Source organism: Streptomyces sp. NPDC057543 (genome assembly GCF_042801895.1).
In the GTDB taxonomy this organism is placed as follows: domain Bacteria; phylum Actinomycetota; class Actinomycetes; order Streptomycetales; family Streptomycetaceae; genus Streptomyces.
The window spans coordinates 1-12,603 of record NZ_JBHVFF010000052.1 but is presented as its reverse complement, the minus strand read 5'-3'; the positions used below and the strand labels follow the sequence as shown (position 1 = coordinate 12,603).

Here is a 12,603-nt window from a genome sequence, read left to right as displayed (position 1 = left end):
CCGACCGACATTACTGGCGCGGCTACCTCCGCCGCCTCAGCGCCCGGCTCACCACGACCGCCGACGCGAGCGCGAGCGCCGCGGCGGGGGCGACCCAGCGGAGTGTGGCGCCCGCGGTGGTCGAATCGGGTGACGGTACGGGCGCGTACCGGCCGCGTGGCGGCGCATGGTCGACCTCCTCGGCGCTGCGGCCGATCATGGTCCGCCTGGCGTGCGCGGCCTCGGTCGGGGGGCCGTCGGGGACGGTGAACTCCACCTCCGCCTCGGGGTCGAGCGACGGCGGGGGAACGGGGGCGTCGAAAACGGATCCCGTGCCCGGGGGCGTCTCGCCGGCGGGCGCCTCGTCCGCGGCGGCGTCATCCTCGCCCAAGTCGTCGGCATCGTCAGCGGCGCCGGTGACATCGGTGGCGGCGGCGCCGGAGTCGTCGGCCGCATCCTGAGCGGCGCCGCGGGCGTGGGCCGCGCTGGTCGTGTCGGCGTCCTCGGCCGCCTCCTCGATGGCCTGTTCCACCGCTTCTCCGACGGACCGCTCGGCCTCGTCGAGAACCTCGCCCACCGCCTTGCCGGCCGCTTCACCGCCCGCGGGGCCGTCCGCACCACCCTCCGCCAGCGTCTCCGTCACCAGCTGCTGCGCGAAGCGGTCCAGCAGGCGGCAGGCCGCCGCGAGCGCCGCCGCCGGGTCCAGGTCCAGGATGCGGCCGTCGCCGCTCGCCGTACCCGCGAACCCGATCGCCGTACCGCCGTCCTTCCGCGTCAGGCCGATCGTCAGGGCCAGCTTCGCCGAGCCGGCCCCCCGGGCCTCGACGCCCTCGCCCGTCACCAGGATCCCGGCCTCGTCCGGACCCTCCTGCGGGGACGTGGTGAACCGCAGCGCACCGCGGTACGTGATCGTGTGGCCGTCGACCCGGATCCTGAACCGGCCGGACAGCGGGCCCGCGGACGCGTCGGCGTCCTGCTGGAGCCCCGGTACGCAGCGCGCGACGCGGGCGGGATCGCCCAGCGTCCGCCGAAGGGCCGGGACCGGAACCGGAACGAACACCTCATGCTCCATGGAAACCGAGCCTACTCAGCCCCGGCCATCCCGTCAGCGATTCCGCATCGCGGGGCCACCGGGCTCACGGCGTACGAGGCCCGGCCCGCCGCCCCTCCCCGCGTCCCTCCACGCACGGCGCCCGGCCAACCGTCCCTCCCACACCGCGCCCGGTTCACCGCTCCTCCCAGTACCGGGGATGCACCAGCGTCGACGGCGGCAGCACCCCGCGCGGCCGGCCACTCTCCGCGTCCCGCCCCGCGCGCGCCAGCGAGGGCTGTGTCAGCGACCGCAGCGTCGGCGCCCCCGGGCCGAGCCGGAGCGCGGGCACCCCGCCCCGGCCGGCGAGGACGAAGCCCCAGCCGTCCTCGGCCCGCGCCCGGTGCGTGGCCCGGTCGGGGCCGGCCGCGAAATCGGAGAGCCGACCGCTGATCCGGTACGGGCGGGTGCGCAGACCCGCCGCCCTCATCGACGCCTCCACCGTCCAGTACGTACGCGGCCGGGTGACCGGCGGTCCCCCGTGCACCACCAGCCGCCCGCCCGGGGCGAGGGTCTCGGCGATCAGGCCGTAGAACTCCGCCGAGTACAGCTTGGTGCTGTCGGAGATCCCGGGATCGGGCAGATCGGAGATCACCACGTCGTATTTGCCGTGCGCCCCCCGCAGCCAGGTGAAGGCGTCCGCGTCGACGGCCGTCAGCCGCGGATCACGGAACGCGTGGGCGTTCAGCGCCGAGAGCGCGCGGTCGGAACGGGCCAACCGGGTGAGACCGGAGTCGAGCTCGACGAGGGTGACACCGCGTACGTCCGGGTAGCGCAGCACCTCCCGAGCGGCCAGGCCGTCGCCGCCGCCCAGGATCAGGACGCGGGCGCGCGGCCCGTTCATCGCCGGGTGCACCAGCGCCTCGTGGTAGCGGTACTCGTCGCGCGCGCTGACCCGCAGCCGCCCGTCCAGATACAGATCGAGGGAGCTGCGGCCCGCCCCGGTCAGCACGACCTCCTGGACCCCGGTCCGCACCGCGACCCGCACCCCGTCCCCGTACACGGCACGCCGCGCCGCCCGCTCGAAGTCGTCGACCAGCGCGGTCGCGGTGGCGAGCACCGCGATCACGGTGACGTTGACGAGGATCAGCAGCCACCGGGAGCGCGGAGTGAGGTCCCGCCGGAACACCCACAGCACCAGCGCGCCGCCCGCCGCCGCGTTGACCGTGCCGGTGAACAGCGCCCCGGTGAGCTGGCCGAGCACCGGCAGCAGCAGAAAGGGGAACGCCAGCCCGCCGACCAGCGCGCCCACGTAGTCGGCGGCGAACAGATCCGCGACGGTCCCGCCCGCGTCCTGCCGGTCGACCCGTTGGATCAGCGTCATCAGCAGCGGGATCTCCGCACCGATCAGGACGCCGATCGTGAGCGAGAACCCGACCAGGGCGAACCGCGACTCCCCGATCCACGCGAACGACGCGTACAGCACGACCGCCGAGGAACCGCCGACGAGTGCGAGCGCCGCCTCGATCAGCCCGAAACCGACTGCGGCACGGCCGCGTAAACGTTTCGCGAGGAGCGAGCCGACACCCATCGCGAACACCATCACGGAGAGCACGACGGACGCCTGGGTGACCGAATCGCCGATCAAGTAGGAAGCGAGCGCAACCAGTTCGAGCTCGTACACCAGACCGCAGGCGGCACAGATGAAGACAGCGGCCAGCACGAGACACCGACCGGTCCTCGGCCGTACGGGAAGACACGCCGCGCCCCTCCGCAGCGACGCCTGCTGGTCGATCATGATGCGAACGCTACGTCACAAGAAGGTGGCCGCCTGTCACCCACAAGGATGTAAGTGACGTATTCACAAGGGAGTTGGATCCGCGTCAGCGTGCTGCCGACGGAATCCGCACCCCCACTCGGGTGCGCGTCACCACCAACTGCCCCTCCTGCGGGTACGCATGCCAGGTGCGCCACCGCACCTGGCCCTCGTCCCGCTGGGCGAGCATGGCGGTGAAGGCGTGCGGGCTGCCGGGGAACGTCCCGGCGAGGCCGTGGGGATGGTCGGTCACGAGCGCGAGGAGCTCCTGCGCGCGCCCGGCGAACGAGCCCGCCGAGAGCGTCTCGACGCGCGCCGCGAACTCGTACTCCCATTCGCCGAGCCGCTTGGCGACCCCGAGCGGCAGCGGTGTGCTGCTGCCGGGGATGCACGCGACGGTTTCGGAACAGGTGCCCCGGTCCTCCTCCAGGAGCACCTGGTGGGAGGCGCCGAGCAGACGCATCTGAAGCCGGGCGCCCGCGAGGTCGAGGTCGAGCACGGCCAGGGCGGGGAGCGGTTCGCGCCCCAGCGCCCAGGCCAGGTCAGCAGCACGGGTGTCGGAATAGGCCGTCTGGAGGGTCGTGAGCATGGGTCGGCTCCGCAAACAAGCGTGGACACATGGACAGGGGACGCCTCCGACGCGCTTGCACGTGGGAGGTGGGAAGCGCCCGATCAGGTCCAACTGGGGTCCGAGGGCTGGAAGTTCTCTCCACCGAGGGAATCACGAATAAGCCGCATCCACAGCGTTTTTACCCAACTTGCCGTGGTTTCCATCCCCTCGGGGGCCTCTCGGATCACCTGTTCACCGGCGTCTCGCGGAACGCCCAACAAAAAGGTGCCCGGCGGGAGTTCACCCGCCGGACACCTGCCGGACACCGGACCGCGAGGGTCCGGCACCGGGCGAAGGACCCCGCCCGGTCACGGACCAGCTGCCCCGTGTCAGCTGCCTCCGCCGCATCCGCCCCCACCGCCGCACGACGAACCGCCACCGCACGAGGAGTGGCCACCGCCGCACGAATGCCCCCCGGAGTGACCGCCCGAGTGACCGCCGGAGTGGCTGCTGCCGCCGCCGCAGGAGGATGAGGAGGAGCCACCGCCGCTGCTGTCACCGCCCGCCCACCAGCTGTCGCCCGCACCGCCGCCCGCGGCGCTGCCACCTACGGCGCTGCCACCGCTCGTACCCCGGCGCACGCTCCGTCCACGCGACTTCTTCCTGCTCCCGGCCCCCTTCACGAGCGAGATGATCAGTCCGATCACCGCCGCCGCGATCACCACTCCGACAAAAGTCCCCACCGACCTCACGTCCTTCCGTTCCCCCGAAGCGAGGTCCCCCGCTTCCGTCTGCTCCGTCCGCTGCTTGCGTGAGTGGGGGATGCCCTCGGCCCCCTTCGGCCAAAGCAGACTTGAGCAACTCCAGAGCTTCTGTCGTACCGACGAGGTCTACGAACACCTGGTCCTCGAGGGCGAGCACCTCCCGCTCGCCGTTCCGGGGATGCCGAACGCACCGTCACCATCGGCTCGGCCGGCGAGACCTACTCCTTCACCGGCTGGAAGGTCGGCTGGGTCAATCCACTTTCGCCCACCTATTGGAAACTGGCAGCGTGACCACCCGACCGGGCATCGGCCAGGATGGCACTCGAAGAATCAGCGAATACCCGAGTGAGGACGGTGGAGACATGAGCGGCAGGCCGCTGCTGAACCGCAGGCTGGACGGGCTCGGGACGACGATCTTCGCGGAGATGTCGGCACTGGCGACAGCGACGGACGCGATCAACCTGGGTCAGGGCTTCCCGGACACGGACGGCCCGGAGTCAGTACGCGAGGCCGCCGTACGAGCGCTGCGCGACGGCCGCGGCAACCAGTACCCGCCGGGCCCGGGTATCCCTGAGCTGCGTCAGGCGATCGCCGACCACCAGCGCCGCTTCTACGACCTGAGCTTCGACCCGGACACGGAGGTCCTGGTCACCGCAGGGGCGACGGAGGCGATCGCCGCGACCATGCTCGCCCTCCTCGAACCGGGCGACGAGGTGATCGCCTTCGAACCCTTCTACGACTCCTACGCGGCCTGCATCGCCATGGCCGGAGCGAAGCGCGTACCGCTCACCCTGCGCGCCCCGTCCTTCCGCCCGGACCTGGACGAGCTGCGGTCCAGGATCACCCCGCAGACCCGCCTCCTGCTCCTCAACACGCCTCACAACCCGACCGGGATGGTCCTCACCGCCGACGAGCAGAGCGCCATCGCCGCGCTCGCCGTCGAACACGACCTGCTCGTCGTCACCGACGAGGTGTACGAGCACCTTGTCTATGAGGGCACGCACCGCCCCATCGCGGCCCTGCCCGGCATGCGTGAGCGCACCGTCTCCATTTCGTCCGCCGGCAAGACCTTCTCCTTCACCGGATGGAAGGTCGGCTGGGTCACGGCGAACGGCCCGCTCGTCGCCGCCGTCCGGACGGCCAAGCAGTACCTGACGTACGTCAGCGCGGGCCCTTTCCAGTACGCGATCGCCGAAGCGCTGCGCCTGCCGGACTCGTACTTCGACGACTTCCGCGCCGACCTGCGACGCAAGCGCGACCTGCTCGGCGACGGCCTGCGCGCGGCCGGGTTCGAGGTCTACGAACCCCAGGGCACGTACTTCATCACCACCGACATCTCCCCCTTCGGTGAGAAGGACGCCTACGCCTTCTGCCGCGCCCTCCCCGAACGCTGCGGCGTCGTGGCCATCCCCAACTCCGTTTTCTACGACGACCCCGACGTCGGCCGCAGCCAGGTCCGCTTCACCTTCTGCAAGGGGGACGACGTCCTCCAGGAGGCAGCCGGCCGGCTGCGGCGCCTGGCGTCTTGAACCCGCGCCCCCTTCATCCGAAATTAAGCCCTGGGAGATCGTCGACCTGCGGCTCACGCCAAAGGTGCAGATCAGGGCGTTGCTGTGCGTTGGCGTGCATCGGTACTTCGAGCCCTCAAGGGCAAGATCATCTCCAGGATCTCTCCAGAGGTGGCGAGAGTGGGGCTGCGCCGTTGGCTTCTTGCGCAGAGGCGCACTTCGTCTTTGATCCAGGCCCTGCGGTCACGCGGGATCGGCCCGGGACATCTTCCACAGCAGGGCGCGGTCACACCGCAGTGTGTGCCGCCGGCCGCGCCGGCCGCGGGCGGTCGTGAGAGTCGGTCCGATGGTCAGTCGATCGGGTCCTATGCGGTGTGCGCCCAACGGCTTGGCTTAGCGCTTTGGTTGCGGAGTGCTGTCCGCCCTGCCAGCAACAAGCTACGTAGAGTGACGTGCGGTCACATGTTCTGCGTGGCTGCGGTGCGCTGTCGGCGCCCACGGTATGTCCGGTCGCGGCAGCCTTCCTGACGAAGCGAGGCGTTTGTGATCCCACATGCGGGAAAGCAGCCCGGGCCGCAGGGCAGCCCGGTACCGGACAAGAGCAGGCCCGGGCCACGCCCGGGCATCTTGCGACCGGTCATTGGGGCCCTAGCCATGCTGGCCATGCTGGCCATGCTGGCGGGACTGTCCCTGCCAGTCCTGGCTGCCGCCCCGGCGCGGGCGGCCGCCCCCACGCCGAACGCCTACGTCACCAATCAGAATTCGAACACGGTGTCGGTGATTGACACGGCCACGAACACGGTCACCGCCACCATCCCCGTCGGCAACCGCCCGCTCGCTGTGGCCATCACCCCCGACGGCACCCGCGCCTACGTCGCCAATTTCCTTTCGGCCGCGGTGTCGGTGATCGACACGGCCACGAACACGGTCACCGCCACCATCCCCGTCGGCCACCTCCCGTTCGGAGTGGCCATCACCCCCGACGGCACCCACGCCTACGTCACCAACAGCGGCTCGAGCACGGTGTCGGTGATCGACACCACCACGAACACGGTCACCGCCACCATCACCGGCTTCGCCTTGCCGCTCGGTGTGGCCATCACTCCCGACAGTACCCACGCCTACGTCACCAATCAGGCTTTCGGCACAGTGTCGGTGATCGACACGGCGACGAACACGGTCACCGCCACCATCCCCGTCGGCACCAGCCTGCGCGGTGTGGCCATCACCCCCGACGGCACCCGCGCCTACGTCACCGATTTCGGGTCGGCCGCGGTGTCGGTGATCGACACGGCCACGAACACGGTCACCGCCACCATCCCCGTCGGCCACCTCCCGTTCGGAGTGGCCATCACCCCCGACGGCGCCCACGCCTACGTCACCAACAACGCCTCGAACGATGTGTCGTTGATCGACACGTCCACGAACACGGTCACCGCCACCATCCCCGGCGTCAGCAACCCGTTCGGTGTGGCCATCACCCCCGACGGTACCCATGCCTACGTCGCCGATGCCGGGTCGAACGATGTGTCGGTGATCGACACCACCACCGTCACGGTCACCGCCACCGTCCCCGCCGGCCTTACCCCATCCGCTGTGGCCATCGGCACGCCGCCACCCCCGCCCCCCTCCCTGACCGTCACCAAGACCCACCACGGCGCGTTCGCTCGGGGCAAGAAGAACACCTACTCGATCACGGTCACCAACAACGGCACCGGCTCGACCGACGGCACCACCGTCACCGTGACCGACACCCTGCCCACGGGGCTGCCCCCCGTTTCGCTCCGCGGCACCGGATGGGCCTGCACCCGCGCCACACTGACCTGTACCCGCAGCGACACCCTCGCCCCCGGCGGCAACTACCCGACCATCACGCTCACGGTCAAAGCGTCCTGCAGAGCACCGAAGCAGGTCACCAACACCGTCACCGTCACCGGAGGCGGCAGCACCCCCGACACCGCCACCGACCCCACCACCATCAACCGCAGCAGACACTGCGAAAAGCAGCACCGCCACAACAGGAGACACGACAAGAAGCACCAGCCCGGAAAGCACGACACCAGGTACGACGTGCCCAGCAAGCAACAGCCACACCACGACTGACGACCCGCCACGGAAAGCACACACGACAGGAACACGGGCGGAAGAAGAAGGGCCGCGCCATCTCCGCATGGCGCGGCCCCCACCTTTGGCGCGAGCGATCGTCCCGTGAGCTTGAGGCGTGCCAGGTAGGAACGAACGACCCCTTCGTCCCGAATTAGGCGTTGAAGGCGGTGGATGACCGGCTGATCGACGAGCTGGTTTCCCGCGCCCAGGCCGAGGGACTGCAGCTGACCGGTGAGGGCGGGTTGCTTCAGCAGTTGACGAAGCGGCTGCTGGAGTCCGCTCTGGAGGGAGAGATCACCGATCACCTCGGCTATGAAAAGCACGACCTTGCCGGGAAGAACGGCGGCAACTCCCGCAACGGCACCCGCGCGAAGACCGTGCTGACGGACGTCGGTCCGGTGGAGATATCCGTGCCCCGCGACCGCGACGGATCCTTCGAGCCGAAGATCGTCAAGAAGCGGCAGAAGCGCCTGACCGGCGTGGACGAGATGGTCATCTCGCTGTCGGCGAAGGGGCTGACCACGGGCGAGGTCCAGGCCCACCTGGCCGAGGTCATGGAGCCGAGGTCTCCCGCCAGACGGTCTCCACGATCACCGCCAAGGTCATGAACGGCATGGCCGAATGGCAGAACCGGCCCCTGGACGCGGTCCGAAGTCCCTCGGCGTGCCCGCCGTACCGCTCACCGGCAGCCGTAAGGAGTTTGAGCGGATTCCGCGGGACACACCCCGCACCCCACCACAGACAGGTGAACGGCCGGGGAAAGACGGCAGACACCGGCGACTGAGTCGTGAACACTCGGGAACGGTTGGCGGACGATGCGCCCGCGCCGCCGCAACTCCCCTTGTTCCATTGCCCAGGACAAGGAGTCGCCGCATCTCCCGGCGCACGGGCGCACATCCAGGGGCGAACAGGTCCGCCGTCTCACAGACCTGTCACAACTTAACGGCGCACCGAACCACTTCCGGATCGGACGCGTGATCACTGGTGACACATTTATGCCGCACCTTCTGAGGAAATTCATGACGCGCAGATGGGCGCTTATCACCACGATCACCGTATTGACCGTCGCGCTGGCCTTCGTCGTCGTCCAACTGGTGCGCGGCCAGGACCCCGGGAAGGAACAGGCCGGGAAGGAACAGGCCGGGGCGAAACCGACCGCGTCGAGCCCGGGTGCCGACAAGAGGAACAGCAACGGCCCCATCCCGGCCGGCTACCTCGGCACCTGGTCGGGCTCCATCGACAACGCCGCGGGCCACTCCACCCGGCAACTCGTCATCCAACAGGGCACGGTCGGCCGGACCGTCCTCACCCTCACCGCGGACGGCCCGCTCGACAACGGCGGCTCCTACCACTGCGTCTTCAAGGCGACCCTGGCCGCGGAGCCGACCCCGAGCGGCCCCGTCGAGGTCGGCCCCTCCACAGTCGCCGTCGGCGAACCCATGTCGTCCTGCACCGCGGGCAAGGCCACCACGCTCACCCTGCTCCCGAACGGCACCCTGAGCCGCGAGAACACGGGAACCGGCGAACAGCTCACGTACACCAAGGCCGACTGATCAGCCCAGCAACGCGGACACCGCGTTCAGCAGCAACAGGGCGGGGACGAACCTGCCGGACGCCGTCGGCGGGAAATGCCACGCCAGCGGCCATGTACGGCCGGTCAGGGCGGGGATCGGCACGTAACTGATCCGGCCCGCCGTCGCGTTCAGCGTGGCCGCCCCTCCGGGCCAGGACTTGCGTACGGTGCTCTCACCATCGCGGCCCCCTTCGCGCTCGCCCCACCGGAGGAACACCACACGGGCTCCGAACGCTCGGACGTCGACCGGCGGCTCCGTATCACGCTGCACGTGTGTCTCGGCGCCGCCCCGGACTGCCCCTGCGTCGCCGCCTCGCCGTGATCGGGCCCTCACCGACTTGATCCGCGTCCGACTGCTCACACGGTCGGCCCGCCTGTCTGCGGGGCAAACTCACCTCGACCGGCAACAGGTCCGCTGTCATCAGATCTGTCACAACTTAACCGCGCGCCGAACCACTTCCGGATCTGATGCATGATCACCAGTGACACATTTATGCCGCACCTCCTGAGGAAATTCATGACGCGCAGATGGGCGCTTATCACCACGATCACCGCATTGACCCTCGCGCTGGCCTTCGTCGTCGTCCAACTGGTGCGCGGCCAGGACCCCGGGAAGGAACAGACCGAGGCGAAACCGGCCGCGTCGAGCCCGTCCGCGTCAATACCGGCCACGCCGAAACCGTCCGCGTCGAAACCGGCCACGCCGAAACCGTCCGCATCAAAGCCGGCCACGCCGAACCCGCCCGCACCGAACCCGGTCGCACCGAACCCGCCCGCACCTAATCCGCCCGCGCCGAAATCGGGTGGCGACGCCGAGTCGCTGCAGGGCCTCGGCTGGTGGCCCCTGCACCAGTCCGGCACCGCGAAGGCCGGCGCGCACGACGCCGTGGTCAGGGGCGGCACGCAGTGGACCGACGGCCCCGAGGGCGGCGCCCTGCAGCTGGACGGCACCAGCGGATACGCGGACACCGGCACCCTGCTCGACACCGCGGGCAAGGACTACTCGGTCGCCGCACGGGTGCGCCTCGCCCCCAAGGACATGACCGGCTTCCACACCGCCTTGTCCGAGGACGGCGACCGGATCAGCACGTTCTTCCTCCAGTACTCCAGCCAGGACGGGAACTTCGCCTTCAGTTTCTCCGGTGCCCGTGCCGTCGCGACATCCGAGAAGCCGCAGCCCGGCCGCTGGTACCACCTGACCGGCACGTACAGCCAGAAGGACCACCTGATGCGGACCTACGTGGACGGCCGACTCGCGGGGACCAGGGTGGCCTCCAACAGCGTTTACCCCACTGGCACTGTGGTCATCGGACGCGCCAAGTTCGACGGGAAGCCCGTCGACTACTGGAACGGTGACATCGCCGACGTACACGTCTATGACCGGGAGTTGACGTCCCGTGAGGTGGACTCGCTTTCCTCTCGTGAACCGGGCTGACCGGCGCTGACGGGGCAAGTTCACCGCCGCCGCAGGCTGGCGGGCGCCGCACGGGCGCACGGCAGCTCGCGGCGGCGCCTGCCGGTTGTCCCGCAGCCGGCCGAACCCGTCTTCCCCACAGACGACCGGAGAGGAAAAGGCCCTTGTCGGCCAGCGCTTCGACTGAAGACCGACCACCCTGCCCCCGCACCACGGAACCCTCCCCCGACGAGTTCCTCAGAGCGCTCTACCACTTCCACGGCAGCGCCTTGCTGCAGTTCGCCGCACGGCGGCTGGAGGGCGACTGGCACCGCGCCGAGGACGTCCTCCAGGAAGTCGCGATACGCGCCTGGCGGCACGCCGGGGAACTCGACCCGACCGCGGATTCGGTGCGGCCCTGGCTGTTCACCGTGCTGCGCAATCTCGTCATCGACGGCCACCGGGCCCGCCAGGCCAGACCACCGGAGACCGGTGAACCCGAACTCGCCCACCTGCCGGTCTCCGACGGCGTGGACCACATGCTCACCTCCGAGGTGCTCATCGACGCGTTGCGGGACCTGCGGCCGGCACAGCGCGAGGTCCTGCTGCACGTGCACTACCTGGGACGCAGCGTCAACCAGACGGCCGAGGTCCTCGGCGTGCCGCCGGGCACGGTCAAGTCGCGGACGTACTACGCCGCCCGCGCCCTGCGCAAGGCGCTGCACAGCCGCGGGCTGTACGCGGGCGGCCTGGACCGCGAGGCCGGATGACACTTATGGCAGACGTCCCGCGTGCCGGTTGATCTCCAGGCCGAGCGGCCCGGTGTCGAGCGATCCGCCCGCACCGGCACGCCAGCGCCACCCCGTGGGAGCCTCGCCGACCACCAGCAGCGCGTCCCCGCGCCGCAGACCGGCCAGTGCCCCCTCCCGTCGCGGGAGCTGCGAGGCGTCCACGACGAACAGATGCGGCGCCTCGCCCTGGACGGCGATCCGGCTGCTGCCCTCGATCAGCCGGAAGATCTGGGTGACGTCGGGCGAGCCGGGCTCCGGCGCTCCCGTGCCCGCCGACGCCGCCACCGTGGCGAACGCCTCCTCCAGGCTGGCCGCGCTGTGCAGACGCGAGGTCCGCGGCTCGTCGCCGGAAAGGAGCCCACCGTCGGCCAGGGATCCCACCAGGGTGACCTCGGCGAGCGCCCCCACCGGGCCGGCGAGCGCCTCGGTGACGACGGCCCGCACCAGGCTGCGCACCTCCTTGTCCGGACCCGTCACCGAGACGGGCCCCGTCGCCCGGGAGAGGTCGACCAGCACGCGGTCGGGTCCGTCCAGGCCCACCGTCACCGTCAGCGCGTACGGCAGGGCCGGTTCGCCCTCCGGGCCGGGGCGGTGCAGATCGTCGGGCGAGATCGTCCAGCGCTCGCCGTCCGCCTCGACGGTCCAGGGCGCGGGGGCGGCCTCCTCGGCCCCGGCCAGCAGCAGTGCGAGCCGCTCCTCGGAGTAGGCGACGGCGTACAGGTCGGGCAGCGACCGGCCGGAGCGCAGGCATTCGCCCGTCAGCCGGCGCAGGCCCGCGTTGACCACGTCCAGCGACTCCCGGCCCACGACGGCCGCCGAGGCGGCGACGGGCTTCGGCGGGCGGCGCCGTCGCTCGGGCTTCGGCGGGCGGGGCCGTCGCTCGGTGACGATCAGCGCGGCCACCGCCCCGATCAGTGCCAGCCCCAGCGCCACGGCCAGGACGTACCAGATCATCTTCTGACTCCTTGTCGGGACGCCCCGGCGGCGGAGCCGGGACGGTCGAGAACGAGGGCGGCACAGTCGCTGCGCCGTGCACCCGATGGCCAGTACGGCGCCCGTCCGCGGATGGTTCACCGGTGCGACGGGTGAACCA

General features: G+C 70.5%; 10 protein-coding genes and 1 pseudogene. 6 read left to right on the top strand and 5 right to left on the bottom strand.

Annotated features, from left to right (window positions below; genetic code table 11):
- Positions 1-22: 22 nt before the first annotated feature.
- The 3 genes from ACFU8Q_RS11870 to ACFU8Q_RS11860 form a co-directional block, all read right to left on the bottom strand.
- On the bottom strand, positions 23-1,051 hold the full coding sequence (locus ACFU8Q_RS11870; RefSeq protein WP_384451405.1) for a hypothetical protein: 1,029 nt from the start codon (positions 1,049-1,051) through the stop codon (positions 23-25).
- 154 nt (positions 1,052-1,205) lie between these two features.
- Positions 1,206-2,807 (bottom strand): polyamine aminopropyltransferase, encoded by a 1,602-nt coding sequence (locus ACFU8Q_RS11865; protein ID WP_384451402.1) that lies wholly within the window; start codon positions 2,805-2,807, stop codon positions 1,206-1,208.
- An 85-nt stretch (positions 2,808-2,892) separates the two neighbouring features.
- Positions 2,893-3,414: a DUF2617 family protein gene (locus tag ACFU8Q_RS11860; protein ID WP_384451399.1), complete on the bottom strand. Its 522-nt coding sequence runs from the start codon at positions 3,412-3,414 to the stop codon at positions 2,893-2,895.
- 1,087 nt (positions 3,415-4,501) lie between these two features.
- Between ACFU8Q_RS11860 and ACFU8Q_RS11855 the strand changes: the two genes are divergently transcribed.
- The 4 genes and pseudogenes from ACFU8Q_RS11855 to ACFU8Q_RS11840 all read left to right on the top strand — a co-directional run bounded on the left by ACFU8Q_RS11855 (position 4,502) and on the right by ACFU8Q_RS11840 (position 9,306).
- A complete protein-coding gene (locus ACFU8Q_RS11855; protein WP_384451396.1) occupies positions 4,502-5,668 on the top strand; it encodes a pyridoxal phosphate-dependent aminotransferase in 1,167 nt (388 codons plus the stop codon).
- A gap of 633 nt (positions 5,669-6,301) precedes the next feature.
- Complete coding sequence (locus ACFU8Q_RS11850) at positions 6,302-7,750, top strand: cytochrome D1 domain-containing protein (RefSeq protein ID WP_384451393.1); 1,449 nt, start codon at positions 6,302-6,304, stop codon at positions 7,748-7,750.
- Positions 7,751-7,911: 161 nt separating this feature from the next.
- A pseudogene (locus ACFU8Q_RS11845) lies at positions 7,912-8,402 on the top strand (transposase); the annotation flags it as partial.
- A 370-nt stretch (positions 8,403-8,772) separates the two neighbouring features.
- Positions 8,773-9,306 carry a hypothetical protein gene (locus tag ACFU8Q_RS11840; RefSeq protein WP_384451390.1) on the top strand — a complete coding sequence of 178 codons (534 nt, stop codon included), beginning with the start codon at positions 8,773-8,775 and terminating at the stop codon, positions 9,304-9,306.
- Here the strand turns inward: ACFU8Q_RS11840 and ACFU8Q_RS11835 are convergent, their stop codons facing one another.
- Positions 9,307-9,546, bottom strand: a complete 240-nt coding sequence (locus tag ACFU8Q_RS11835; protein WP_384451388.1) for a hypothetical protein — start codon at positions 9,544-9,546, stop codon at positions 9,307-9,309. It abuts the gene before it with no gap.
- Positions 9,547-9,843: 297 nt separating this feature from the next.
- On the opposite strand from ACFU8Q_RS11835, the gene ACFU8Q_RS11830 reads away from it, so the two are divergent.
- Both ACFU8Q_RS11830 and ACFU8Q_RS11825 read left to right on the top strand, forming a co-directional pair.
- Entirely contained in the window at positions 9,844-10,761 is a 918-nt protein-coding gene (locus ACFU8Q_RS11830; RefSeq protein ID WP_384451385.1) for a LamG domain-containing protein, read from the top strand.
- Positions 10,762-10,904: 143 nt separating this feature from the next.
- The gene (locus ACFU8Q_RS11825; RefSeq protein ID WP_384451382.1) at positions 10,905-11,489 is read left to right on the top strand and encodes a sigma-70 family RNA polymerase sigma factor; all 585 of its coding nucleotides are present in this window, start codon (positions 10,905-10,907) and stop codon (positions 11,487-11,489) included.
- Between the two features lie 3 nt (positions 11,490-11,492).
- Here the strand turns inward: ACFU8Q_RS11825 and ACFU8Q_RS11820 are convergent, their stop codons facing one another.
- Positions 11,493-12,464 (bottom strand): hypothetical protein, encoded by a 972-nt coding sequence (locus tag ACFU8Q_RS11820; RefSeq protein WP_384451379.1) that lies wholly within the window; start codon positions 12,462-12,464, stop codon positions 11,493-11,495.
- Positions 12,465-12,603 lie beyond the last annotated feature (139 nt).